The sequence below is a fragment of the Paenibacillus sp. CF384 genome (assembly GCF_900106745.1).
GTDB lineage: Bacteria > Bacillota > Bacilli > Paenibacillales > Paenibacillaceae > Paenibacillus_Z.
Genome location: NZ_FNNV01000001.1, coordinates 1 through 24,726 on the forward strand (window position 1 = coordinate 1; position 24,726 = coordinate 24,726).

26 protein-coding genes are annotated in these 24,726 nt (G+C 47.2%); 21 read left to right on the forward strand and 5 right to left on the reverse strand.

Features of this window, described 5'->3' with window-relative positions:
- Positions 1 to 527 precede the first annotated feature (527 nt).
- Positions 528 to 932 carry an ASCH domain-containing protein gene (locus tag BLW29_RS00010; protein ID WP_090975284.1) on the forward strand — a complete coding sequence of 135 codons (405 nt, stop codon included), beginning with the start codon at positions 528 to 530 and terminating at the stop codon, positions 930 to 932.
- A 77-nt stretch (positions 933 to 1,009) separates the two neighbouring features.
- Here the strand turns inward: BLW29_RS00010 and BLW29_RS00015 are convergent, their stop codons facing one another.
- The 4 genes from BLW29_RS00015 to BLW29_RS00030 form a co-directional block, all read right to left on the reverse strand.
- The gene (locus BLW29_RS00015) at positions 1,010 to 2,122 is read right to left on the reverse strand and encodes a GerAB/ArcD/ProY family transporter (protein WP_090975285.1); all 1,113 of its coding nucleotides are present in this window, start codon (positions 2,120 to 2,122) and stop codon (positions 1,010 to 1,012) included.
- Positions 2,122 to 3,183, reverse strand: a complete 1,062-nt coding sequence (locus BLW29_RS00020) for a Ger(x)C family spore germination protein (RefSeq protein WP_090975286.1) — start codon at positions 3,181 to 3,183, stop codon at positions 2,122 to 2,124. The genes BLW29_RS00015 and BLW29_RS00020 overlap by 1 nt, the downstream gene beginning before the upstream one ends.
- 26 nt (positions 3,184 to 3,209) lie before the next feature.
- Positions 3,210 to 4,682: a spore germination protein gene (locus tag BLW29_RS00025; protein ID WP_090975287.1), complete on the reverse strand. Its 1,473-nt coding sequence runs from the start codon at positions 4,680 to 4,682 to the stop codon at positions 3,210 to 3,212.
- Positions 4,683 to 4,806: 124 nt separating this feature from the next.
- Positions 4,807 to 5,382 (reverse strand): TetR/AcrR family transcriptional regulator, encoded by a 576-nt coding sequence (locus BLW29_RS00030; protein WP_090975288.1) that lies wholly within the window; start codon positions 5,380 to 5,382, stop codon positions 4,807 to 4,809.
- A 173-nt stretch (positions 5,383 to 5,555) separates the two neighbouring features.
- On the opposite strand from BLW29_RS00030, the gene BLW29_RS00035 reads away from it, so the two are divergent.
- From BLW29_RS00035 to BLW29_RS00080, 11 genes are all read left to right on the forward strand, one after another.
- The gene (locus BLW29_RS00035) at positions 5,556 to 6,293 is read left to right on the forward strand and encodes an SDR family oxidoreductase (protein WP_090975289.1); all 738 of its coding nucleotides are present in this window, start codon (positions 5,556 to 5,558) and stop codon (positions 6,291 to 6,293) included.
- Positions 6,294 to 6,476: 183 nt separating this feature from the next.
- Positions 6,477 to 7,505, forward strand: a complete 1,029-nt coding sequence (locus tag BLW29_RS00040) for an ROK family transcriptional regulator (RefSeq protein ID WP_090975290.1) — start codon at positions 6,477 to 6,479, stop codon at positions 7,503 to 7,505.
- A 13-nt stretch (positions 7,506 to 7,518) separates the two neighbouring features.
- Entirely contained in the window at positions 7,519 to 8,727 is a 1,209-nt protein-coding gene (locus tag BLW29_RS00045; protein WP_090975291.1) for an MFS transporter, read from the forward strand.
- The gene (locus tag BLW29_RS00050) at positions 8,717 to 10,057 is read left to right on the forward strand and encodes a phospholipase D-like domain-containing protein (RefSeq protein WP_090975292.1); all 1,341 of its coding nucleotides are present in this window, start codon (positions 8,717 to 8,719) and stop codon (positions 10,055 to 10,057) included. Before BLW29_RS00045 ends, BLW29_RS00050 begins: the two co-directional genes overlap by 11 nt.
- A gap of 208 nt (positions 10,058 to 10,265) precedes the next feature.
- Entirely contained in the window at positions 10,266 to 11,420 is a 1,155-nt protein-coding gene (locus tag BLW29_RS00055) for an enolase C-terminal domain-like protein (RefSeq protein WP_090975293.1), read from the forward strand.
- Between the two features lie 131 nt (positions 11,421 to 11,551).
- The gene (locus tag BLW29_RS31280) at positions 11,552 to 11,713 is read left to right on the forward strand and encodes a hypothetical protein (protein ID WP_177186405.1); all 162 of its coding nucleotides are present in this window, start codon (positions 11,552 to 11,554) and stop codon (positions 11,711 to 11,713) included.
- Between the two features lie 176 nt (positions 11,714 to 11,889).
- Positions 11,890 to 12,315, forward strand: a complete 426-nt coding sequence (locus tag BLW29_RS00060; RefSeq protein WP_090975294.1) for a DMT family transporter — start codon at positions 11,890 to 11,892, stop codon at positions 12,313 to 12,315.
- A gap of 33 nt (positions 12,316 to 12,348) precedes the next feature.
- Positions 12,349 to 13,044 carry a Crp/Fnr family transcriptional regulator gene (locus BLW29_RS00065; RefSeq protein WP_090975295.1) on the forward strand — a complete coding sequence of 232 codons (696 nt, stop codon included), beginning with the start codon at positions 12,349 to 12,351 and terminating at the stop codon, positions 13,042 to 13,044.
- 2 nt (positions 13,045 to 13,046) lie between these two features.
- Positions 13,047 to 13,517 carry a DMT family transporter gene (locus BLW29_RS00070; protein WP_090975296.1) on the forward strand — a complete coding sequence of 157 codons (471 nt, stop codon included), beginning with the start codon at positions 13,047 to 13,049 and terminating at the stop codon, positions 13,515 to 13,517.
- Positions 13,518 to 13,539: 22 nt separating this feature from the next.
- Positions 13,540 to 14,655 (forward strand): hypothetical protein, encoded by a 1,116-nt coding sequence (locus BLW29_RS00075; RefSeq protein ID WP_090975297.1) that lies wholly within the window; start codon positions 13,540 to 13,542, stop codon positions 14,653 to 14,655.
- Positions 14,652 to 15,644, forward strand: coding sequence for a VanW family protein (locus BLW29_RS00080; protein WP_090975298.1), 993 nt, complete (start codon positions 14,652 to 14,654; stop codon positions 15,642 to 15,644). The genes BLW29_RS00075 and BLW29_RS00080 overlap by 4 nt, the downstream gene beginning before the upstream one ends.
- An 85-nt stretch (positions 15,645 to 15,729) precedes the next feature.
- Here the strand turns inward: BLW29_RS00080 and BLW29_RS00085 are convergent, their stop codons facing one another.
- A complete protein-coding gene (locus tag BLW29_RS00085) occupies positions 15,730 to 16,878 on the reverse strand; it encodes a DUF418 domain-containing protein (protein WP_090975299.1) in 1,149 nt (382 codons plus the stop codon).
- A 146-nt stretch (positions 16,879 to 17,024) separates the two neighbouring features.
- Here BLW29_RS00085 and BLW29_RS00090 point away from each other — a divergent pair, with 146 nt between their 5' ends.
- The 9 genes from BLW29_RS00090 (at position 17,025) to BLW29_RS00130 (ending at position 24,674) form a co-directional block, all read left to right on the forward strand.
- Entirely contained in the window at positions 17,025 to 17,825 is an 801-nt protein-coding gene (locus tag BLW29_RS00090; protein ID WP_090975300.1) for a class I SAM-dependent methyltransferase, read from the forward strand.
- A gap of 122 nt (positions 17,826 to 17,947) precedes the next feature.
- The gene (locus BLW29_RS00095; RefSeq protein WP_256208240.1) at positions 17,948 to 18,688 is read left to right on the forward strand and encodes an SDR family NAD(P)-dependent oxidoreductase; all 741 of its coding nucleotides are present in this window, start codon (positions 17,948 to 17,950) and stop codon (positions 18,686 to 18,688) included.
- A gap of 146 nt (positions 18,689 to 18,834) precedes the next feature.
- Positions 18,835 to 19,749: an aminoglycoside phosphotransferase family protein gene (locus tag BLW29_RS00100; protein WP_090975302.1), complete on the forward strand. Its 915-nt coding sequence runs from the start codon at positions 18,835 to 18,837 to the stop codon at positions 19,747 to 19,749.
- Between the two features lie 253 nt (positions 19,750 to 20,002).
- A complete protein-coding gene (locus BLW29_RS00105; protein WP_090975303.1) occupies positions 20,003 to 20,929 on the forward strand; it encodes a LysR family transcriptional regulator in 927 nt (308 codons plus the stop codon).
- A gap of 112 nt (positions 20,930 to 21,041) precedes the next feature.
- Entirely contained in the window at positions 21,042 to 22,025 is a 984-nt protein-coding gene (locus tag BLW29_RS00110; protein WP_090975304.1) for an SLAC1 anion channel family protein, read from the forward strand.
- A gap of 32 nt (positions 22,026 to 22,057) precedes the next feature.
- A complete protein-coding gene (locus BLW29_RS00115) occupies positions 22,058 to 22,282 on the forward strand; it encodes a hypothetical protein (RefSeq protein ID WP_090975305.1) in 225 nt (74 codons plus the stop codon).
- A gap of 42 nt (positions 22,283 to 22,324) precedes the next feature.
- Positions 22,325 to 23,224, forward strand: a complete 900-nt coding sequence (locus BLW29_RS00120) for a hypothetical protein (RefSeq protein ID WP_090975306.1) — start codon at positions 22,325 to 22,327, stop codon at positions 23,222 to 23,224.
- 12 nt (positions 23,225 to 23,236) lie between these two features.
- Positions 23,237 to 23,935 carry a DUF7002 family protein gene (locus BLW29_RS00125; protein WP_090975307.1) on the forward strand — a complete coding sequence of 233 codons (699 nt, stop codon included), beginning with the start codon at positions 23,237 to 23,239 and terminating at the stop codon, positions 23,933 to 23,935.
- Positions 23,936 to 24,017: 82 nt separating this feature from the next.
- Positions 24,018 to 24,674, forward strand: coding sequence for a GNAT family N-acetyltransferase (locus tag BLW29_RS00130; protein WP_090975308.1), 657 nt, complete (start codon positions 24,018 to 24,020; stop codon positions 24,672 to 24,674).
- Positions 24,675 to 24,726 lie beyond the last annotated feature (52 nt).

Sequence of the window (24,726 nt, forward strand, 5' to 3'; positions counted from 1 at the left end):
GCGTGCCAACCGTCGCTCGCATATTTGCCCCCGCGCCTAGTGTTTCCATGGTGCAAATACGTTGGGTTTGACAAAAACGTTCATAGCAACGGTTGTCAGAGTGGCTATTTTACGAAATAAATACCATTTAAAATTCTAACGGTTGCGAGCGTTGTTATTTGGTACATATTGGTCAATTTATTCTGAATTTTGTCCAAATAAGCGCTGTGGCAACCGTTAGAAAATAAAAACAGGCTTTTGAGGTCATATAACCACTGTCACAACCGTTAGCGGTTGAGAGATAGGTCTGAGTCTTGAATACACATTGACTAGAACTTATGTTCGTGTAAAATGGAAGTAAGTAAATATGACCCGGTTTGATAGTATTCGACATGTCTGGTCTAAGACGATATATAATGTAGCTCTAAAGAGAAGGTTAAATCAGCAACGACTAGTGCAAGAAGTGGGTTTGGTTAAAGATACATTCTGGGGCTACTTTCCTCTAAGTGAGCAGGAATTTGAAAAAATTATAATTAAAGGTGATGTTTATGAAAGTATTATTGTCGATTAAACCGGAGTTTGTTGAGAAAATATTTTCTGGTGAAAAGCAATATGAGTATCGTAAAGCTATTTTCAAGAAGAAAATCGACACTGTTGTTGTGTACTCTACTATGCCAGAAGGGAAAATCGTAGGGGAGTTTGAAATAGAAACAATAATTGTCGATCATCCGAAAGCGATTTGGAAAGCAACTGCTGGTGTTTCTGGCATTAGTAATGAGTTTTTTAATCAATATTTTGAAAATAGACTAGAGGGATACGCAATCAAGATTGCAAACCCACAGTTGTATGAAAAACCTATTGATCCGAGGGAGGAGTATGAATCTTTTCATGCTCCACAATCGTTCTGTTATATTGCGCAATGGGTTATTGACCAAATTAAAAATGCGATATAAAACAGACGAACATGCGCTCCCGCTGGTCGTCTATTTTATATCGGACAATGAACACACCACAATTCGATTTCTCCAAACTAGCGCTGCACGGAACGCAGTGGTTTTCTCTGCGAGAAGAGGCTGCGAATCAAATACAGAATAAACAGCAGCGGAATATATCCATAGATGAAATAAAACCCGAGCTCGACCACATGTCTGCCTAACCATTCGATCCTAACACGATCGTTGAATGGAAGAGAGGCCGAGAAAATCGCGATTAGGATCACGTAAATGGACCAACTCGGTTTAAGATTGGTTACCCGTTTGATAATGCGCGTACAGCTCCAAACGGACAGACTGAGCATCGGGATAATCAACATCAGCCAGATACAGATAAAAATAAATTCAACCCTTGCCATCAGGGAGAACTCGATGACTTTAACCATCACTAAGGTGGGCCAGTACGTATGCTTTAGTAGTCCTTGACTGAAATACATAAGCGTTACAAACATAAGAAGGGCGTACTTGATGGTGCAATAGAACAAACCGAGATGCGCCCATTTTACATTTTTCTCGGGAGCTTTAATAAAGGGGAAGTACAACAGTATCGTTTCAAAGCCCATAAATAGGATACCTGAGAATTTAGAAGAGGTGATCAGTTCTTTAATGGAGTGATTAAAGATCGGCATTACATTATATAAATGACCGTATTTGATATTGAAGTACAGTAACAGAGGCAGCAGCGTGGAGAAGAATACCCCAAATAAGCAATAGCCGGCAATGACGCGAAACCCGCCGGAAACGGCATAATAAACAGCCACGATGAGGATGAGCGCCAGAATCCACGTTTTAACATCAGGGAACATCCAAATGTGAATGATTTCGATATAGCCGCGAAAGACGATTAAAGCGAGCAGAAAATAGTAGCCCACCATGACTAAGGAAATCGCATTCCCTAGGATCTTGCCAAACAAGATACGATGCAAATCGATGAGATCTTTGGCCGGACTGCCAAGCATCTTAAAGATCATCCAAATGATGACATGCAAAGTTAATCCCATGATGACCACCGAGATCCAAGCATCGTTACCCGTTACATTCACAATTAAATGTTGAAATCCTAAGACACCGGCCCCGAGCAAGGAAGCATGGAAAAGGAAAAACAAAAAAAAGCCGGAAACCATATCGTTTTCCTTGACCAAGTGCTGCACTAATGTCCAACTCCCAAAGATAATATTTTGACTTCAGTCTGTACATCGAATTTGAGGTTAGGGTAGACTCGGGCAGCGAATGCAGGCTCATTCCAATTCCGCTCGCGAGATCTTAGAAGATTGCCAATCCCGATTGGATCAACAAGATTCTTCTGAAATTGTTCCAGCAAAGCTTTGATTTCGACAGACAGGTGATGTTCGATTTGTTGCGTTAAAGCATTTCTGTCATGGGTGTTTTCAAAAACGTTTAATGAAACCGGATAGTCTCCGAGGTCTAGATCGAGTTTAAGCGATATGACAACTTTTTCATTAGTTACGATAATGTTGTGTTTGGAGCGAATGATTTTAAAGGTAATTTGCTTGTCTTGATCATTCTTGAAGTCATAAGTACTGGATTGGAGTCCGACATCATCGTCTATGAGCAGTTTAATGAACAAGCCTGCTTTGTTTGGAAGGGTAAGCTTTAATTGATCCCCCTTAAATACTCCTACACCATTCAATTGGAGAATTCCTCGAGGCCCTATAGCCACAATAGGCAAGAAAACATCTTGTCCCTCCCCAAAGTATTGATCCAGAAAGATATGCCCATTTGTGAAAGGCAAGCTCCCGGTATCCATGTTCTGTTTGAGCAGATTGGATAGGTAGACAGGTGGAAAACGCAACGTTTCATCCAAAATCTCGCTTGCTTGATTAGTTGTGATTACAAGCGTAGCACGATTACTGATATGTGGATCTCGCACAAGGGTGTTGGCTATCTCTGTAACGCCTCTTCTTGCGATTTGTTCACTAATGACGATCGTACGCAATTGACCGATTGCAATAGGGTGATCCGACTGTGAAGTGAACGATGTGAGCACTTCATTAAAAGAATGAACCTGCCCTTCGAGCAGGAACAATTTCACTTTCTTATCATAGGCACAATAAGTACCGCTAATTTTATAAGCTTCTCCTTGCGAGTCGTAACCAATGCTTTCGATGAGCTTAATCCGATCGATAATCTGCGCTTTGGCGCACCCGTTAAGTGCGAAACACAAGACAAGAGGTAGGACGTATTTTCTCATGGATGCAATTTCCCTTACAAGGTTATTTATTCGTTATCGTAGTCCTTACGTTTAGGTTTGGGATTATGGACGGTAAATCTTTGTTTCTCCAGGGAACGCAAGTAACTAGGCCGATACTTAACCACGCTCAGTGAAGAGCGTACGATACTGTCGGCAAAATCGCGGTATCGAAACGGGAATGCAGGAGCTAAGTAAGGCATGCCCAAAGATTTTAAGCGCAGCAAGTGTCCTAAGAGCAATACGATTCCAATTGCAATGCCGAAACCACCCCAGGCCGCTGCCAGAAACATCAATGGAAACCGCAAGAAACGAATCGTGTTCGCCATTTTGAATATGGGCGTTGCAAACGATGGGAGAGCAGAGAGGGAGACAATTATGATTAAGATATTGCTGGTCAGACCGGCTTGCACGGCTGCCGTGCCAAGTACAATGCCGCCGACAATGCCAAGCGTTTGTCCGACTTTGGTAGGCAATCTAACCCCGGCTTCACGCAGCATATCGACTGTGAATTCCAATAGCAGCACTTCAATAATCGGTGCAAACGGGACGTTCGTTCTAGATTCAATAATCGGGCCAAGCAGAGATTGCGGGATAACCGAATAATGAAAGGTTAGCAAGGCAACGTAAAGGGGAGAGGCAAGGATAGAGAAGGCAACGCCTAAATAACGTAAACACCGGAAGAAAGAAGCCAATATCCATGGCAGATAATAATCTTCTGGTGAAGCGAAAAAATCAAACACCGTGCTCGGGCCAGATATCACATAGGGGGAACCACTGCTTAATATGGCCACTTGGCCGTTAAGGACATTAAATTTGGCTCGATCAACGCGTTCCGAAGACATAAATAACGGGAAAGGCGAATTGGGGTTATCTGCAATGATTTGGTCAAGGATGGAGCTGTCAAATAACACGTCAACATCGAGTTCCTTAATTCGTTGTCTAACCGTATCCACATGCTGAGGATTGCAAATGCCTTCTAAATAAACAATCGTTACTCTTGATTGTGAAATCGATCCTAAGATTTGTTCCTCAAAACGCAGTTTATCGGTAACAAGCTCTTTGCGAAGTAAATTGAGATTCGTGTCGATATCTTCAACAAAGCCGACTTTGGGTCCAATTACGCTGTATTCATTATCCGCCTCGTTATTGCCCCGGTACCCGCGTTTCTGATCCAGGATATTCACTAAGAGCCCTTGATCAAGGTTAGGCTCGAGCTGAACGAATAAGAAGCCTTTAAATAAATGTTGAGTGATCTCCTCTAGATTAGACGAGACTTTAATATTCTCCAGCGGAATCAGTTGCTGCAGCGCATCTAGATCGGCAATGCCGTTCTCCGCGATTTGAATTCGGTGTAGAATCTCATGGTTAATAAGTTTCTGGTCTACAATGGCTTGCAGGTAGGTAAAATGAAACTGTTTATCGTGGACCCTATGGATAGATTGCACAAAATCATTCGATTTGATGGTTGCCTTCAGAATCTCATTTATGCTCTCTTGAATATAGGATCACGCCTTTCCGTGGAAATTCTCCCTTATTATTAGCCTCGGTTCGGATTGCTATTCCCAATGAATGACAGGACAAGGAGTAAGAAATAAAGCCCTAAGGCTTAGGAGCCCTGGGCTTTTATTCGGAATATACTTGATTCTTCTCAAATAAGTGTTTGACCTGTTCAGCCATAAATTGCGAGGAATGCGGCATTCGCTGTCGGATCCACCACTCTACGATGCCGATGAAAGCAGAGGCCAAGAACTGCGCTTTCAACTCCTTGTCGACCACAGGTGGATTGTCCGGCTGCTCCATCTTATCCATCAGATTGACAACGATAAAATGAAGCAACCGGTCGCGGAAGAGGAAAACGCGTTGATTGGAAAACGTAGTAAAGAAAAACGAGAAATGGTCTTGTAAATAATCAAAAACCGGTTTGGGCTCTTGAACCATTCCATGGCTAGACTTACTGACTTCCCGATTCTTGCAGCGCGAGATCAATGCGTTGATATGATCTTCCATGCAATGATCCAGAAGATCGTACTTGTCCGTGTAATGCAGATATACCGTACCGCGGTTCACATTAGCCCGCTCCGCGATCTCATTGATGGTGATTTGTTCAAATTCTTTCTCCGCATAAAGCTCCAGAAACGACTTCATTACTGAATGCTTGGTTCGGAGAATCCGGCGGTCGGTTTTTACTTCATGCTCCACTACTTCCGTTACCTCCTTAGATAATCAACAATGCTGAGCGCACTGTTGAATATGAAACAATTGCGAATCAATCAACCATTGAGTAAGCAGGGTTACTGTCTATAATAGTAATCAACGGCCGTTAAATATTCAACACGCGTTCAATAACGCGTCATATGAAGGAGTATAAACCAATGGAAAACATACACAATAAAGTGGTCATCATAACGGGAGCTTCGAGCGGAATAGGCGAAGCCACAGCACAATTGTTGGCGCAAAATGGTGCAAAGGTCGTTCTTGCCGCCAGACGAGAGGAACGTCTTCAAGCTATTGTTAATAACATTAAACAAAGTGGCGGCGAAGCAGTTTCCGTCCGAGCAGATGTCGTTTCTTCTGAAGATATGCAGAAGCTGGCTGCATTTACTTTAAGTAAATATGGTCGTATTGACGTGCTTGTGAACAATGCAGGTGTCATGCCGAGTTCCAGGCTCCATGAACTGAGAGTCGACGAATGGGATCACATGATCGATGTGAATATTAAAGGTGTACTGCACGGAATCGCAGCGGTTCTGCCTACTATGAGGGAGCAGCAGGCAGGTCATATCATCAATTTATCTTCTACATCGGGGTATCAGGTATCCCCGACATCAGCCGTTTATGCAGCCACAAAGTTCGCAGTCAGAGCCATTTCGGAAGGACTGCGACTTGAAGAGTCAGCGACTTCGCGTATTCGATCAACAGTGATTGTTCCAGGTCTGACCAAGACCGAGCTTTTTGACACGATTACGAGTCCGGAAGTGCAGATGCTTGCCAATCAAATCAGCGACAAAGGGATTTCTCCTGACCGTATTGCCAGAGCGATCGCATTTGCCATTAACGAACCGGATGATACATTAATCAGCGAAATTATGGTGAGGCCGACTGCAATGTAAAGGGGCAGCGTGTTAGGACGACGAAACTTTGGGATCAAGCTCTGTCACTTAGAGGTGACAAGTGCTTGGTCTTTTTTGCCTGATCATATTGCAAGGACACCTGAACTTCTGCTAAGATGACTAAACATATTAAAATGATTTAATAAGTAGGTCCAACTATAGAGATGAGAGGTTTGATCATGTATGACTCATATGTTTAAGACGCCGAGCGAAATCAAAGAACCATTAATTTCTCGCATCCGAGCGGGACTTATCATGATGGGAAGCGCAACGAAAGCGGAGCTCAGTCAGCGACTAGGGATTAGTTTTCCGACAATCAGCAAGTTTCTCGTCCAGATGGAGAACGATGGAGAAGTCCTATGTACAGGCAATGATGATTCCAGCGGCGGCAGACCGGCGAAGCGCTACACCTACGATCCTGAATACATGCTCGGGCTAGCTATCTTTATCGAGAAGAACGAGACGAATTATTCCATATTCAATTGTGTCGGGGAGATCAAGGAGCAAGGGATAAAGCCAAGCGTATTACAACAAGATGCGCTGCAGCTCGGTGATCTGATTGAGAGCCTGATCGAGAAATATCCGAAGCTGCGTTCCATCGCAATCGGAGTCCCCGGAGCCGTTGACAACCTGGGGAAAATCATCTTTATCCCGCCTTATCAGCATTTCCTTGATTATGATCTGAAAGAGGAATTCGAATCCCGCTTCCAAATCCCGGTCGTAGTGGAGAACGATATGAATGCATCGGTGCTGGGGTATGCGTCGAACTTCGAGCTTGAGAACGAATCGCTGGTGTATCTGTATTTCGGTCAGTACGGACCGGGCTCGGGGATTATGATCAATGGGGATGTCGTACGAGGCAGCACGTTCTTCTCGGGGGAAATTTCGTTCGTCCCGCTCTATGATCATCAATCATTTGGTAAAGCGCTAAGGCTTGAAGAGAGCAATGAAGAGGTTGTTTTGGCTGCAGACAAACAGATCGATGCTTTAGCTCGTTTAATCGCGACATTCACGGCTATTCTGAACCCTCGGGCTGTCGTATTCTGCAATGATGAGGTTGACGAAGCATTTCTGTCCAAGCTCGGTAAGCTCAGCTCGACCTATATTCCACAGAAACATCTGCCAACGCTTGTATTAAGCGATAGGAATCAGGATTACTTAGCGGGATTGCAGCAATTGGCTTTACATGTGATGATTACGGATTGCTGCTAGAGAGGAGGACGATATGGCTTCTATTTTTATCATCATTATCTACTTGGCTTTTATTAGTTTGGGAATACCGGATTCCCTGCTTGGATCTGCGTGGCCTGTTATCGGGCCGGATATGGGGGCATCATTCGGCTTCGCGGGGATCTTATCCATGGTTGTGGCTGGAGGAACCATCCTATCCAGTCTTGCAAGCGGGAGCTTGGTTCAGCGAATAGGGACGGGGAAAATCACCTTAATCAGCTGCTGCCTCACTGCAGGAGCGCTGCTTGGTTTCGCTGCATCACCTTCGTTGATTTGGCTTGTCTTGTTAGCTATTCCGCTTGGCCTAGGCGGAGGTGCCATTGATGCGGCCCTTAATCATTATGTAGCAGAGAATTATAAGGCTCATCATATGAACTGGCTTCACTGTTTCTGGGGGTTAGGGGCAACTATCGGACCTATAATCATGTCTTATTATATTGCCAAACACGATTCCTGGAGAGATGGTTACACGGCGGTATCGATTATCCAGTTCACGCTCGTAATCATATTGTTCGTTACGCTTCCGCTATGGAAGCGTGTCGCTGCAAAAAAAGAGCCTCAATCGGGTACGACTCAAGAGGAGCGGGTCGGAACGGAGCCTGTCGACAATACCGCCAACTCCAAGACGAGAATTCTCCAGATCAGAGGCGTTAAACAGACGCTGATCGCTTTCTTGTTCTACTGTGGGGTTGAAGCTACGATAGGCCTATGGGGAGCCAGCTATCTGGTAGGGGCAAGGGATATGACAGCGGAGACCGCGGCCGGTTGGGTATCTCTATATTATGGCGGCATCACCTTGGGAAGGCTGATAACCGGGTTTATTACGATGAAGGTGAACAACAAGGTGTTAATCCGGAGCGGTCAGATCATGGCCGTTGCAGGCGGGCTCATGCTGCTGCTTCCGTCGCCATTCTTCTTGGTTGGACTTATTCTAATCGGGCTTGGTCTCGCTCCTATTTATCCCGGCCTGCTTCATGAAACGCCTACGCGGTTCGGGAGGGTGCATTCCGCGAAGCTGATCGGCTATCAGATGGCAGTCGCGTATACGGGAACAACACTTCTCCCGCCGCTGTTTGGCATCATTGCTACGCAGACGAGCATCGTATTATTTCCTGTAATTGTGCTGGCATTTCTTGTTATCATGATGATAAGCGCGGAGAGAGTAAACAAGCTGTTGAGGGGAGCCACTTCACTTGATCGATGAACCGAATATTGGCACATTATCCATTCCTTATACGGTCAGAGCATCCTATCCCGTCCGTCCCGGAAATGTACTTCGCCCGCTTATCGACGGGGAACCTGCATTCCGGCGGGTTTGCGAAGCAATTGAGCAGGCTAAACACAGCGTTTGGGTAACGGTAACGTTCATGTGGGCGTCATGTAACATGCCGGATGGAAGAGGTACGCCTCTAGACGTCCTTAATCGTGCGGCTGAGCGAGGGATCGACGTTCGCATTATCTTCTGGCGTCCCGATTCCCGCACGGAACATTTGAAGACGAATGCTTTCTGGGGAGCGTCCGAACACTTTGACAGATTAAGAGAGCGGAATTCGTCTGTTAGCATCCGCTGGGATCAAGCAGAGCCGGGATTCTGTCAGCATCAGAAGAGTTGGCTTATCGATGCCGGAACGGAAACGGAGACTGCGTTCCTCGGAGGGATCAATCTGAATCCAAACTCAGTGGTTGCACCGGGTCATCGTGGTGGTACAGGTCAGAACCATGATGTGTATATCGAGCTTACGGGTCCTTCGGTGGTTGATGTCCATCATAATTTCGTACAGCGCTGGAACGAAGCGAGTGAGCGGAACTTGCCGGATGGACGATGGGGTGCAGGCAGCGAATATGATCTCCCGTTTCCCAATAAAGTACCTCAACATAGAGGAGAAACTGTTGTTCAAATCCAGCGAACCATACATAACGGCCAATATAGGAATTGGCATGCGACTCCTCTTGGTTCCGATTATCCGATAGAAGCAGGCGAACGATCGAATTTCGAGCAGTATTGTGCGGCAATCCGTGCGGCACGCAGCTCGATCTATATCGAGAATCAGTCTGTGTCCGTACAGGAGATTATCGATTGCCTGCATCAGGCTTTGCTGCGCGGCGTGGAGATTGTTGTCGTCGTGCCGGCGGAAGATGAGAAGATTCCGGAATATTTGGCCCATCTAGCTGCATTCGATCATTTCACATTGGCAGGCATCGCCGGATTAGGTGACGATGGTAAGCGCAATCCAGTTTGGGTGCATTCGAAGCTAATGGTTGTAGACGGAGAGTGGGGCACTGTTGGCTCCTGTAATCTGCATCAATATTCACTGTTTGGCAATTGTGAAATGAACGCCGCGTTCTGGGACAGCAAAGCGACACGCAATCTGCTGGATCAATTACTTTATGAACATCTTGATCAGGATGTGTCCGGACTAGATGATCGCTCTGCATTGCAGCTCTTCGGTGAAATTGCCAGACGAAATCGTAGACTCTTCGATCGTGGCGACAGCAGCTGGCAAGGTCTCGCATTTCATCTATTTCCCTTGTAATAGGGCTACGGCAGCCTTGTTGCTGCTTTATATCGAACTGATCCCCTTCGGATCAGTTTTTTTGTTTTCCCTAATAAAAGGAAATGGGCAGGATTGTGGGATCAAAAGATGAATACCTAAAGGATGGTAGCCAAGCTGGGAATGATTGAAACTCAACTTGCTTATCAAATCGTAACGAGAAGCCGACGAGTCGGCACTGGAGGATTCTATGAATATTGCGGGTATTCAATCGGATTGGAAAGTGGAGCGAATCGAATTTGCCAAGTTAACGGGAGAACGAGCGAGAAGTGCGGGGGCCAATGGCAGAATCGGCATTCATGGCAAAACGTGCTCAGTGGATATCGCCAGAATTACCATTGATGGACAAAGAGGCTATGGTAGTTCGATTCGTATCTCACCGGAATGGGCAGAAACCCTAATAGGACAACGATTGGTTGACTTATTCGACGACCTTGGACGACTGAAGGAAGAATATCGGCTGCAATTGGAATATCCTATTCTGGATTGGTTAGGGCAGAGATTCGGAAAGCCGGTTTATGAGTTGGAAGCAGGTACACACTTCGAGAGGGGCGTTCCCCTGATTGTTCCTTGCTACGATACTTCACTATACTTCGATGACTTGCATTTGCCCGATGAGAGCTCTGCCGTTGCGTTGATGCAAGAACAAGCGAAACAAGGATATGACAAAGGTCACCGTCACTTCAAAATAAAAGTCGGCCGAGGCGGTCGTCATATGCCGCTCTGGGAAGGGACGAAACGAGATATCGCAATCGTGCAAGGAATCTCGGAAGTGGCGGGTCCTACAGGCAAGATCATGATCGATGCGAATAATGCCTATAACTTGAATTTAACCAAAGAGGTATTGGCAGCGCTCTCAGATGTAAATCTCTATTGGCTCGAAGAAGCGTTTCATGAAGATGACGCGTTGTATGAAGATCTGAAGGACTGGCTGCGAAACCGCGGACAGCAAGTACTTATCGCAGACGGAGAAGGACTCGCTTCACCTCATCTAGTTGATTGGGCGATTCGTGGCCGCCTCGATGTGCTGCAATACGATATTATCTGGCCAGGCTTCACGCATTGGCTGGAATTAGGTCAGAAGTTAGATGCACACGGTTTGCGTTCTGCGCCGCATTGTTACGGCAATGCCTATGGCATTTACGTGTCGGGACATTTATCAGCCGGTGTGCGCAATTTCGAATTTGTCGAATACGACGACATTACAATTGAAGGCATGGATGTATCCGGGTATCGCGTTGACAATGGAGAGATGCATATTCCGGCTTCACCGGGTTTTGGAATCGTCTTCGACGATGAACTTGTGTCCGGCCTTGTTAAACGTTCCGGCTGGTCCAAGAGCTAACTACAGAAGGAGCTACAAGCCGAAGATTAGGCGTTTGTACCCGAAGCAGATGATCCCCGCCAAACACCCAATCCAATGCATGATCCGGGACATAACATACAAAGTACGTTAAACCCAGGAGGTGCATTTCATTGTCCGGTCATGTAGGTGGAGCTTTTACTAGCGCGGGAGTTATTCTGGTGCTATTTATTCTTCTTGTCATTGTCATCTGTGGTTGCATGGGGAGCGGCTTAGGTGGATATGGCGGCGGCCCTTCGTACCCAGTTGTTGGCGGAGTAAACAAAGGGTATTAATAAATATTCGCAGTTAAGAGAAGGTGTCCCAGTCATTTCTAATGACTGCTGGACGCCTTTTTGGCGTTTAGTGGATTCCCAAGCGCGATCTACATATTTAGGACATATGTCCTTTTCAGAATCATCCGCTCGGCGTTAAATAAGGAGAGCATGATGGTTGAGGAGGAAGGTAAGGGATGAAAGGCATACTATTAGCTGTATTAGGCGGCGTGTTTATAACGCTGCAAAGTACGGCAAATGCTGTGATCGGGGATCAGATTGGAACATGGCAGGCTGCAGCACTTACGCAAGGAACAGGGTTTGCGGCGGCTATGCTCATTGTATGGCTAACAGGTGATCTATCGTGGAAGAACCTGAAACAAGTGAAGCTGCAGTATCGTTTCGGAGGAGCGCTTGCAGCCTTTATTATTTTCAGCAATATAACAGCATTCCACCACAATGGAGCTGCGGTCACCGTGTCGGCGATGTTAATCGCTCAGATCCTCGCGACGCTCGGGATGGAAAAGGCCGGATGGTTCGGAAATCTTGAGCTTCGTCTGCGAACACCGCAATGGATCGGCATTATGCTCATGATTACAGGCATCTTATGTTTATCCTTCTAAGCGGCTAGACTAGCGAATAGGAAGAGGTGCGGAATGAAGGAATTGGATGCCGTTCATATTGATAACTACCTGACTCATTTTGCACTCGACAGGGTTTTCCCGGATGCGCTGAGACAGCATTTGGTGTTGTACCGGTTTGATCCTGAGGAAGCCCTTTGCAAACAAGGCGAGGTACCGGAACATGTATTCATGCTCGTTCACGGAAAAGTAAAGGTGTATACGACGTCAACGGAAGGGAATACATTGCTGCTTGGCTTTACGACGCCCCTTGATGTCCTTGGCGAAATTGAGTGTCTGAGCGGGAAGAACATTCTCAATACGGTAACGGCCGTAACGACCGTGGAGGCGATCGGCTTTCATAAACGCTGGCTTCCACTTTACCGGGAAGAAGTACCGTTCCTGCAGTTTATGTTGAAAATGATCTCGGAGAAGTTTTATACCAAGTCGGAAGCGCTGAGCTTTAATCTGCTTTATCCGGTCGAAATTCGGCTTGCCAGTTACTTACTCTCGTTGTCGACACCTTTAAATCCTAAGGTCAGTACGGCGAATTTAAAAGATATGGCGAACCTGATCGGAACCAGCTATCGTCATCTGAATCGGGTCATTTTGAATTTCTGTCGTCTGCAGCTGCTGGAGCGAAGTCGCGGGAAGCTCGTGATAACAGATCGATTAGGACTCGAAGCCGCGGCCGGACGAAATATATACGAGAATGATGATCGGAGGGGATAATTGTGTTTGTCGGCGTTTTATTGGCTCTAATAGCGGGGATGCTTGTCAGCGTGCAAACCTTGTTCAATAACAAAGTGAGTGCTGCTGTTTATTCTCATACGACTACTGCGCTTGTGCTCGGGATGGGATTTATGGCATCGGTTGGCATGGGTTTGGCGGTTGAAGGCGCGGAATTTCTGCACTGGCACGCGATGCCGAGCTGGTTCTGGCTCAGCGGGTTAATCGGAATCGGCGTTGTTACCTGTGTAGTTAAGGGCGTTAACCTTATTGGCCCAAGCGCTGCAACTGCGATCGTTATGGCTTCACAAATGGTCTGCGCGGTATGGTGGGACTCAGGGGGATGGTTCGGTCTAGAGGAAGTCCCTTTCACTTGGCAAAAAGCAATTGGCATTACGGCACTGATTGCCGGCCTTATTTTATTCAAATTCAATCCTAATTTTTCCATGCATCGTTTCTCTTCCTTTAAGAGATAGTGTTAATTAGGAGGAAGACGACATGCGGAAAGGTAAGGGAATTCATCGATTGTTCCTGATTGGTATCGCCTTATTGATGTTGTTTAGCGATACCAAGCAGGCTTATGCTCGAACAGGGGAACCATCTTCAGTTCGACTAGAAGTCAAATCATCGCCGGATGCAGCCTTGGTATCCACGTTGTTGATTGATTCTGAGCTATGGGTCGACGCGATTGCAGCAGGCATAACCCAACAAGCAGGATATGCCCCCATTACGGATACATATTTAATGGTAGATGATAAGAGCTACAGTATTGACCAGTCCTACCACTTGTACGATGTAGAGAACTCGAGGACCATTCAACTTCGAGGAGAGATGCAACAAACGCTTCAAGCCCATATTACGAAGCTGAAATCGAAGCATTACGGTCAATTGTTATCGTGGCCCGAAGCCAAGCAAATCATCACGATGAAAGCGATATTCACCGTTGTCGATCTCGAAACCGGTCTGCGGTTTGAGGTTCAGCGAAGAGCAGGAAGCACGCATGCTGACGTTCAGCCGTTAACGAAGCATGACACTGCCGTGATGAAGCAGATTTATCAAGGAAAATGGAGCTGGAGAAGAAGAGCCATTCTTGTGTTGAAAGACGATCAAGCGATCGCCGCATCCATGCATGGCATGCCTCATGGGGGAGATGGCATCCCGGATAATGACTTTAGCGGGCATTTCTGCATTCATTTCTTGGGGAGCAGCACGCACAAAACAGGGAGCGTCGATCCCGATCACCAGACGATGGTTCATAAAGCAGCCGGCAAGCTCCAGCAATATGTGCAGCAAACCTCGCCAATGGACGTTGTGGAGCTGTACTTTATCGCGATCAATCAACGGGATCCCGAAATCATGACGATGCTTTTCCCGTACCGCAACCATGAACAGTTGGAGCGCTTGAAGCAGGTGGCAGCCGGGATTATTGCGATCCGTAGAGAGTCCGATTACCCGAATATCGATACTTCTGATCTGCTCGCAATCGATTTGCCAGTCATAGCGTTGATTTATCGGGATGGATTTCGTAAAGCGGAGAAATCGTTCGTATTTCAATTGCGCAGAACAGCGGTCTGGCAAGCTTGGAAAATCGATTATGTGGAGAACGCTTTATGAAGTGGCTCATAATGACAAGTATATTGTGCATGCTCCAGCAGAGCGGAAGCACTAGCACAAATACAAATACAAATACAGACGCAAATACCAACACGGAGCATTTATCCGTTTCACTTCGGGGGCAGACACCCGTCGTCATCTACCGAGGTGATTATTCATCACCGGGTTTCACGATGGTGGATCTGGACAAATTGGATCAACTGATCAAGAAGTTGGATCGGCATAGCTATGCGCCGCCTCGAAACGCAGTGATTAATGATCGTGGGGGAATTACGCCCGAGCAGTATGGACATCGGCTCGATCAGAAACTGTTTACCGAGAAATTTTATGCGTTCTTCTATGGTACCGGTACATTCGCTTTCGATGCGCCGCTGGCCCCCGTCTATCCGCGAGTTGACCGCGAGCTGCTTGCGGATATTAAGGAAAAGCCGATCGGTCAGTATGCTACTTATTACAACAGCCGCAACAAGAACCGATCGCATAACATCGTACTGGCGGCAAGAGCGATAAACAATACCGTCATTTTCCCCGGGGAGACGTTTTCGTTCAACAAAGTCGTAGGACGGCGCACAAGAGAGAAGGGTTATCTGGAAGCACCAATTATCGTCAGAGGCGAATTATCGGAAGGCATCGGCGGCGGGATTTGCCAGGTGTCATCCACACTGTTTAATGCAACTGACCGCGCCGGGCTGCATATCGTCCAGCGCTACTCTCACAGTCGAAACGTGCCTTACGTTAGGCCGGGACGCGATGCGACGGTCAGCTGGGACGGCCCCGACTTTGCTTTCCAGAATCGTTATAACCAGCCGATCCTTATCCGTGCACAGGCGGTTCCGGGCAAATTATTCGTGGCCGTCTATTCCTCCGATGTCATCGAGTTCAAGCCGCGCAGCGTGCCCGGCATGTCATTCGGACATCTTCCCGAGGAAATCTCAGCATCCGCCGAAGAGAAGGATTGGCTCGATCCGTTCATGGATTGGATTCGATGATGCTGATGTTGAACATCAAGACAACCGGAGGACTCTCAAGGTTTGAGAGTCCTCCGGTTTTTTGTGTCGTGCATCTAGCAGCAATTTATGTTCTTGATTTCACGTAACTCAATCGTCGTAACAGTTTCTCTGCGGGGCCGGCATAGTTTGCGCGCTGCATGAACATGGCAAGTAGAATCGAAATGATCCAAGTCAGCCAAGCGACGAGGTCGCTGCTTAGTTGATTCGCGACAGCTCCCAGACCACCTACTCCTTCGGTAAATACGATAAAGAATACGATAGATTGGAATATGTAAAAGGTTAACGATCGCTGCCCAAGTGCTGCGATTGCCATTGTCAGCTTGCTGCGTATTACGCTGGGGTACACACAAATCAATCCGATGAGAGCTGCCCAGCCCACTCCTCCGGCATAGCCGGTTATGTTATGGAGGGAGCCTGCAACTGCTCTTGCTAAGTACGAGGGAGACTCCCACACTAAGGAAGACATAAGAGCCAGCGGAATGCCGCCAAGTGTCGACAACGCAAGACCAACTGCTGCAGACCACATCAGTAGTTTACGGTGCTGCTCCGGATGATCGAGCAGCATCTTTCTACCTGCCCAGATGCCAAAAGCCATTGCTGGGATTACTTGATGCAATAGAATCACGCTGTAGAATGCCCAGGTAAAAGCTCTGGTCAGCATGGCTTCGAGGATGCCCGCTGAAGCAACGACTTGTGAAGTGGGTTGGGCTTGATTCCAGTCATATTCGCCGCGAGTGATCTCAGAGCCAAGAATAGTTGCCAATAAAAGAGTGGTCGCGGCAATCCATACCAACTTCTTGTTGGATAGACGGAGGAACCAGCAGAAGAGGATCATGGCCATGCCATATAGCCCGATTGTGAAGTCTACTAGCGATAAAGCGTGAACAAAACCAAATAGCAGCAGCCACCAGCCGCGCCTGCGAAACAGCTTACGAATAAAAGGCCATTCATGTTCTTTCGTTTCTTGGGCGCGTAATAATTGAACCATTCCGTAGCCAAACAGAAGAAAAAACACAGGAAATGCCCTTCCATCCACGAAGATCTGCCGCAGAAATACGATCAATTGATTTAAGAGCGTAGCTTCGTTGTTCAATAGATTCTGATTCGCATGAGCCAAGGCAATGAGCAGCAGCATCACACCTCTGACTAGATCAGGTGCAAGCTTGCGCTTGCTGAAAGAAGGTGGCTGGTAATCTTTACTATGATTAATCATTAGGCGATCTTCCTCTTGTTAAGGATAATGAAACGTCAACATGTATACGTATAGATATGCAGTATCGATTCAATGAAAAGGCTTCGAACCGGTCCAAGAGGTCTTACTCCGTCAAAATACAAGGATTGGAGAGTGGAATTCGAACCATGACTGATTATACAGAAAGTAACCGCTCACATTGGAACGCACGCACTGCTGTCAATGCGGTGAGATACGATATCGAGGGATTCAAAGCAGGTAAAACCTCCTTAGGTCCAATTGAACTCGAGGAGCTAGGCGACGTGTCAGGGAAGTCGTTGCTGCATCTACAATGTCATTTTGGTTTGGATACGCTATCTTGGGCACGTCTTGGCGCGCAGGTTACCGGGGTGGATTTCTCCGAGGATGCGATCTCACTCGCAGAGCGATTAACTGTGGAGACTGGGCTTGATGCACGTTTTCTCTGCACGGACATCTACGAGCTTCCTCTAGTACTAGACGAACAATTCGATATTGTATATACATCTGGTGGCGTATTGTTTTGGCTTGCCGATCTGGATAAGTGGGCGAAGATCGTAGCTCGGTTTCTTAAACCGGGCGGCGTCTTCTACCTGCAGGAGGAACATCCCTTTGTCAATGTTTATGATGACTCCCCCCATGTGATGGATTTACGTACTAAGTATCCTTACTTTCATACGGAGCAACCCATTCAAATCGAGGGTCTCATGCCATATTCTGATCCGGTGGCCAACCAAAGGAGCGTTGAATTTGTCTGGAGCTTCAGTTTCAGCGATATACTGAACGCATTAATCGCAGCTGGACTGCGTTTGGATTATCTGCATGAGTTCTCTCACAGTTCGAATAAACGATTCCCCTTCATGTCGCAAGGCGGGGACGGGTGGTGGCGATGGAACGACTCCGACAACCATATTCCTCTCACATTCTCTCTGCAAGCTACCAAGGGATAATGGAGATTCAATGAATAATCAAGGAAGTTCTTAACAATATTATAGGTTGCAGGCAAGAACGACTACAGGAGGGGAATGAAATAAATAACCAAGCATCAAGGGGTATACTTGAGAATAAGGTTGTGCTTATCACTGGTACAGGTGGCGGCATGGGGCGCGTAGCTGCGATGGTTTTTGCGCGAGAAGGGGCAAAAGTGGTCGGATGCGATATCCAGGCGGAAGCCAATAACGAGACGGTCGAGATGGTACGTCAAGCCGGCGGTGAGATGACGGGGATCGCACCGATCAATCTCACTGATCCTGAACAAGTGCAGCGCCTCGTCGAGGAGGCCGTGGCCGCATATGGCGGGCTCGACGTCGTCTACAACAACGCGGCCATGCAGCGTTTCGGGCCGATGCCTGAGTTCTCAATCGAAGATTGGCGAACGACCATAACCGGCGAGCTTGACATCCCGTTCTTCGTATCCAAGTACGCATGGCCGCATTTGGTCCAGCGTGGCGGCGGCGTCATCATTAATGTAGGTTCCGTTGCCGGAATGATCGCCGGTGAGACTCCTCCGATGGTTGCGCATTGTGCAGCGAAAGCAGGCGTCATCGGTTTGACACGGCAGCTCGCGCTTGAAGGCGCAAAGCATGGAATCCGCGCAGTAACCATTAGCTCCGGGCCTGTCTTGACCCCAGCAAGTGATCGGGACCTTGGTGACAACCAAGCAGCTCGCGACGCCATTACGAGCAAGACGCTCCTGAAGCGCTTCGGTCAACCTGAGGAGATCGTCGAGCTCGCGGCTTTTCTCGCGTCTGACCGAGCGGCTTACATAACCGGTGCCAATTACGCGGTCGACGGCGGCGCGTCCGCTTGGTGATTTAGCTGACCGTGCCTATATTTCAAATCTAGAGGGCTGCCGGCGGGCAGCCCTCTGCCATGTTTTCTGCGAGATTGTTCATGCTGAATATCTCATTTGGAGTAAGATAGAGTAAGTGAACATCGGGTAGGAGTGGAGTGAGTGTTATGGTGAAACCTCAATTGACGATTGAGACTATAATGGCGGCTGTCACACAAGAGATAGGCAGCCTTTCAGGGTGGGAGCGTGTATCGGAAGGAGAGGAGTCGCAGGCATTCGCAATTCGCTTCGGAGGCGGTGAATACATTCTTCGCATCAATCGATCAGCGGATGGCTTTCATAAAGATGCATTCTGTTACCGCCACTTCGCTTCAGCAGACCTGACAATTCCGGAAATCGTCTCAATCGGTACACTCGCTGACGACTATGCATACTGCATCTCCCGGCGCGCTCCCGGCGTTACTTTGCAGGACATGAATGTTTCTGATCGTGCGGCTGCGACGGAGTCTGTCATGCACGTCATCGAAGCAATGGCGAGAACGGATATTACCGATACCGAAGGTTATGGTCCGTTTAATGCACAAGGCATCGGTTATTTCGGAAATTGGCATGATTTCATTATGAGCATTACGGATGAGAGCCGTTATGATTGGGATGCAATTAGGCTATTTCTTTGTGATTTCAGAATCGATTCCTATTTGCAAGTGATAACAGCTAATGCGCCGCATTGTCCAGAGGTTCGACAGCTGGTCCACGGTGACTTTGGATCAAACAACTTGCTTACGAATAACGGTCTAATCACCGGTGTCATCGATTGGAGCGAAGCGATGTTTGGCGATCCGCTCTATGATATCGCTAACATCTTCTTCTGGCGTACTTGGCTCGATTGTATGGAGGTGCAAGCACAGCACATCGAGAAGAATCATCAAGACATGATGCAGCAAGCCGAGCTTCTGCGCTGTTATCAATTGCGAATAGGGCTTGAAGTTATTTATTCCGGTGCGATGGATCGAGATGAAGAGGTTCTCGCGTGGGCGATGAAAAGATGTGACGAGATTATGTCGAATGCCCCAGGTGTATAACAGATAGAGCACCGCAATCCGATTGAACTGACAAAGCTCCTCACAAAGCAATCAGGCCGAACAACCTGCTGCTCCTTGAGGAGCTTTTTCGCGTCCTCTGATCTTACATCATAGACTCAGACTATCAAAACGATAGATATGACCCCATTGATCTATGGAACAGCATCACGCTATAGTGAGTTCACAGTGATTCATAACCGTCGGTACGATGCGGAATAGTAAATACGAATATGCAGAAAGAAGGCCGATTCTAATGGAGTTAAGACAGTTGGAATACTTTATGGCTACATGCGAGGAATTGCACTTTACCAAAGCATCCGTCAAGCTGGGGATCACCCAGCCTTCCCTAAGTCATCAAATCAAAGCACTCGAGGACGAGATTGGCGTCCCGTTATTCGACCGAATCGGCAAGAAAATTGCGATCACCGATGCCGGGATGATTCTGTATAAGCAAAGCAAGCTGGCATTCGGCAATCTAGCCAACGCCAAAGATCAAATTCAAGAACTGCAGCAAATCGAACGAGGCACGTTATCCATCGGCGCACTGCCGGGCGAGCTAAACCAATTAGTCTCGAACTTATTGCTTGATTTCCATCGCGAATATCCCAAGGTCCGACTCAAAATCTTCGGCGTGGAAGATGTGGTAAACCGCATCTTGCAGAACGAACTGGATTTGGCTATTACGATTCTGCCGGTCGAGGACGAACGCGTGCAAGCGATTCCCCTGTACAGCGAGAAATTTTATTTTGTTGCAACAGCGCAGCATCCTTATGCGGGCCGTACGGCAATTGATTTTGACGAAATCCTGAATGTGCCGATCGTGATGTTTCCGGAAACCCATCGATGCCGCCAGCTCGTTGATATGACTTGCTCCATTGCTGGTCTGAAACTGAATCCTTTAATTGAAACGACAACCATTGAATCGTTATTCGGACTTGTTCGATCAGGTGCGGGGGGCACGGTTTTATCGAAAACGCTGCTTGAAATGTACAACTACGATGATTTACTCCCTATTCCGGTTCAGAAACCTACGTTGTGCAGAGAAGTAGGAGTGGTGTATCTCCGCGATAAATACATGGGGAAAGCTGCACGTGGATTTATTGATCTGTTGACTTCGCATATCAAGAGTCTTAAGCAAGACAAGGTAATGGAAGGCTGTGACGTTGAAGAAACATCATAGTTTAGATCTATCATTATCATAGAAACATCGATATTGATCTATCATTTCGATTTTCATACAATGAGGCGACAGGATAGCTAGTCACATTATATGAAGGAAGTGATGATCACTCATGCAAACCATGACTGACGTACCGCTGCATAAAGGCATCGGTTCCATTCAATTTTTACCAGTTAGTTTATTCGCGTCAGTTATGGGCATTTCAGGTCTGTCATTGGCTTGGAGACAAGCAAGTAAACTATTCGGAAGTTCTCCGGTAATTGCGGATAGCATTGGCATTCTCGCTGTTCTCATATTTATCGCGATAAGCGCGGGTTTTCTCTCGAAATGGATCTTATATCCGCATAAGGTCAAAGCTGAATTCTTACATCCGATCACCGGAAATTTCTTCGGAACGATCACGATTTCGATGTTATTGCTGTCGTCCATTATTGGTGCCTATAGTGAACCAGCCGGGCAAGTTGTCTGGATCATCGGAACCATCCTGACGTTGGCGTTTTGCTTTATCATCGTTACTCGCTTGTTGAACGGGAATCTCGATCCGGGTCATGTAGTTCCTCCTTGGTTGATTCCGGGAGTAGGTACCCTTGATATTGCAGTAGCCGGCGGTACGATGCCATTCCCTTGGGCGAATGAAATCAATCTGTTGTCCCTTGCGGTCGGCGCTATAGTTGCACTAATCTTCTTGACCATGATTTTATCCAGATTGATTCATCATGCTCCGCTGCCGGCAGGGTTAGTACCTTCCATGATGATTATGATTGCACCGTTTGAAGTCGGATTTCTGGGTTATACAAACATGCAGCAGAAGGTTGACTCGTTTGCCTCTATATTGTTTTACTTTGGTCTGTTCTTATTCATTGTCTTATTCTTCAAAGTGTTTCGAAAGTCGAACCCGTTCAGCGCTTCTTGGTGGGCAATAAGCTTTCCGATAGCCGCTCTGAGCAATGCGGCGCTGGAATACGCGAATTTTGTGGATTCCTGGCTGTTAGTTGGCATTTCCGCGGTTGTTTTGGCATTTCTAAGCATCGTGTTGGCCGTTCTCTTGGTTCGAACGTTGATTTTGTTATTTAGTGGGAATCTGCTTAAGGGTTAATTTCATTTCAAGATAGAAAGGACGAGATATCGATGCTGTGGACTACACTTCAATATGACGTCGATTTTGATAATGCAATGCTCTTCGGTCAATATGTAATGGTCGTAACCGATAAGAAAGCCTCAGGTGGGGGATTATTAGAAGGGTATGATGAGCATCATGTCCGGATAAATGGCAAGTCGTATTCTCGCACGCAAGCTACGTTCATTCAGATGCCGCCTCCTGAGATGCAAATGGATTTTGCTGCAGAGTCTTGATGGATTGGCGATAAGCCGGCTTTGGAGAGGAGAAGAACAGAAATGTCCTGGAATTTACTGAGATCCAGAGGATTTGTAGCTGCATATGCATTAGTCATTCTCATGTTGGCTTTGTCCGTGTGTCTGGGAGAACGGGATATACTCTTTCCGGAAATAGCGGGGATGGCCATGGGCGTCATGGTGTTCCCGGTACCGCACTGGATTAAGAAGCCGTTGCACTTGTGGCTCTCCCCGACGTTAGGTGCCTTCATGGGTACGTTGATGAACGATTTGCCGCTATCGCCTCTGGTGAAAATTTGGTTAGGACTTATTATCATCGTTATATTGATGCACGTATTTCGCGTGAATTTTGGACCTACGATTCCTGCTGCATTGCTGCCGATTTTTCTGGGCCTTACTGATTATAGGTTTGCGATTTCAACGGCTGTCTTCACGTTTGTCGTGATGGCTGCTGCTTATATAGTGAGAAAACCGGAACTGAAGGCTAATGGACATAACGCGTTTCGTAAAAAGACGGATACGGTACTCATAACCCTGATTTTAGCGTTATGGATTGGGGTGGCATTTGCTGCAAAGCTTGACATATTAGTCGTGCCGCCTGTTTTCGCTCTTATATTCGAGCAGTTTCATGTGAAGGATTTCACTTGGAAAATGATTCCTCAGCGTTTAGCGGTCTTAACGTTAACGGCGGCACTGGCTGTTACCGTATATCACTTGCTGGATGGCTCCATCATCTGGGTTGGGGTCATCAATGTACTTCTCACGTTCATTCTTTGTAAACTGTTCAAAGTGCCTGTACCGGTTGCGTTCGGGGTATCGTTGATGCCGCTTATTGTGCCTGCTTGGGGGTCATGGGGGTTCCCGGTTGGTGTCTTAGTCACAACAGGTACATTGATGTGTATTTCGGCAGCGTATCGTCAATTCAGAAGAAGAGCGAACTAGGGGATCCAAGCGATGAAGGACTCCATTGTGCGTAAAATAACGAATAGTTCCAAAAGAAAATCGTTGTATCATTTCACGAGAGTCCGAAATTTGCCATCGATCGCTCATCTGAATGCATTGTATGCGCCGAACGAAGTTGATCCAACGCTTTCAGACGGACGTCGGATCGCGAGAAGAGAAATTCAATATCAGGGGCATCCTTTGGTAGCCAATGCTCATCTTCGAATTTCGGAGCAAATGATGGATCCCGGAACAACGCTGCATCAATTTTATCATCATCTGGATCAGCATGTGTTCCTATGGCCGACGCAAAGAGATTGCCTGAAAATGCTGGAGATGTATTCGCGAAGAGAGCCGGATGAAGCTTTTGCCGTCCTTCAATTGGACGCCTATTCGCTCATTTATGACTACTACGATGCCGTAAAGCTGTCGAAGTACGATTCAGGGAGCTCGCCTCGATTCCCGCACCGTTGCTCCTATAGAAAAAGTTTGCGGATGTTTCTTCCAGTTGACCAATTTGAGAAGGTAAGCGCACATGATGTACCGACGAAACCTTCTGAAATTCGCGAGGTTCTTGTGGAAGATCAGGTAAGGAACCTGTCTCGTTATTTACAGGCTATATATGGCATTAATGCTTCGGACGTTAAGGTAAGCTGGGGGCAATATGCACGATCGTTCACGGAATTTACGAACGAAAGCCCGGATAGTTAATGAAGTGTATAGATTAGCGAAACCAGAAATGCTATTGTCTTCTTAGTAGAAAATAATAGCATGAAGGTGGTGGCTGTTGACGATGAAAGATGCTGAAGGTCAGTTTCCGGCAGGGGCTGTTCATACGCGGTCCAGAACGGTTAAAGGATTAACGATCTTGCCGGCAAACGAAGCCTCGTGGGAAGACCTGGAGCTTGTACTTAGGCCTGTCAAATGTCATTCCGTCCGCTGCTATTGTCAACGGTTCAAGATTCCCGGGTCCCAGTGGAACCTTGTAGATGATGACGAACGGGCTTACTTGCTCCGGATCCAGACCGACTGCGAGAAGCCGGAATCCGGTACAACCAGCGGGCTCGTCGCCTACCTCGATGGGCAGCCAGTAGGATGGTGCGCGATCGAACCGCGCACGGCTTACCCGAACCTGTTAACCAACCGAATGCCATGGACGGGGCGGGATGAAGATAAGGCCGACGATGGCGTGTGGGCGATTACTTGCTTCATTGTTCGTACAGGCTATCGCAAACGCGGAATCACCTACGACCTGGCGCGTGCTGCTGTCGACTTCGCTAAGCAGAGAGGGGCTCGTGCTGTAGAGGGTTACGCGATGATAACCACACCTGAGAAAGAAATTACATGGGGCGAGCTCCATGTCGGCAGTCGCAATGTCTTCGAGGCAGCGGGTTTCCGTGAGGTAACCAGGCCCAGCAAGCGACGTGTGGTCATGCGTCTCGACTTCTAACCGTACAACTATAATGTAAGTGCGTCATTGCCCATAGAATGTTTGAAGGACA

Excerpts from the sequence above, each read along its gene's own strand:
- BLW29_RS00010 (WP_090975284.1), top strand. The coding sequence starts at position 528 with ATGAAAGTATTATTGTCGATTAAACCGGAGTTTGTTGAGAAAATATTT.
- BLW29_RS00020 (WP_090975286.1), bottom strand. The coding sequence starts at position 3,183 with ATGAGAAAATACGTCCTACCTCTTGTCTTGTGTTTCGCACTTAACGGG.
- BLW29_RS00035 (WP_090975289.1), top strand. The coding sequence starts at position 5,556 with ATGGAAAACATACACAATAAAGTGGTCATCATAACGGGAGCTTCGAGC.
- BLW29_RS00040 (WP_090975290.1), top strand. The coding sequence starts at position 6,477 with ATGACTCATATGTTTAAGACGCCGAGCGAAATCAAAGAACCATTAATT.
- BLW29_RS00045 (WP_090975291.1), top strand. The coding sequence starts at position 7,519 with ATGGCTTCTATTTTTATCATCATTATCTACTTGGCTTTTATTAGTTTG.
- BLW29_RS00055 (WP_090975293.1), top strand. The coding sequence starts at position 10,266 with ATGAATATTGCGGGTATTCAATCGGATTGGAAAGTGGAGCGAATCGAA.
- BLW29_RS00060 (WP_090975294.1), top strand. The coding sequence starts at position 11,890 with ATGAAAGGCATACTATTAGCTGTATTAGGCGGCGTGTTTATAACGCTG.
- BLW29_RS00065 (WP_090975295.1), top strand. The coding sequence starts at position 12,349 with ATGAAGGAATTGGATGCCGTTCATATTGATAACTACCTGACTCATTTT.
- BLW29_RS00075 (WP_090975297.1), top strand. The coding sequence starts at position 13,540 with ATGCGGAAAGGTAAGGGAATTCATCGATTGTTCCTGATTGGTATCGCC.
- BLW29_RS00080 (WP_090975298.1), top strand. The coding sequence starts at position 14,652 with ATGAAGTGGCTCATAATGACAAGTATATTGTGCATGCTCCAGCAGAGC.
- BLW29_RS00085 (WP_090975299.1), bottom strand. The coding sequence starts at position 16,878 with ATGATTAATCATAGTAAAGATTACCAGCCACCTTCTTTCAGCAAGCGC.
- BLW29_RS00090 (WP_090975300.1), top strand. The coding sequence starts at position 17,025 with ATGACTGATTATACAGAAAGTAACCGCTCACATTGGAACGCACGCACT.
- BLW29_RS00100 (WP_090975302.1), top strand. The coding sequence starts at position 18,835 with ATGGTGAAACCTCAATTGACGATTGAGACTATAATGGCGGCTGTCACA.
- BLW29_RS00105 (WP_090975303.1), top strand. The coding sequence starts at position 20,003 with ATGGAGTTAAGACAGTTGGAATACTTTATGGCTACATGCGAGGAATTG.
- BLW29_RS00110 (WP_090975304.1), top strand. The coding sequence starts at position 21,042 with ATGCAAACCATGACTGACGTACCGCTGCATAAAGGCATCGGTTCCATT.
- BLW29_RS00115 (WP_090975305.1), top strand. The coding sequence starts at position 22,058 with ATGCTGTGGACTACACTTCAATATGACGTCGATTTTGATAATGCAATG.
- BLW29_RS00120 (WP_090975306.1), top strand. The coding sequence starts at position 22,325 with ATGTCCTGGAATTTACTGAGATCCAGAGGATTTGTAGCTGCATATGCA.
- BLW29_RS00125 (WP_090975307.1), top strand. The coding sequence starts at position 23,237 with ATGAAGGACTCCATTGTGCGTAAAATAACGAATAGTTCCAAAAGAAAA.
- BLW29_RS00130 (WP_090975308.1), top strand. The coding sequence starts at position 24,018 with ATGAAAGATGCTGAAGGTCAGTTTCCGGCAGGGGCTGTTCATACGCGG.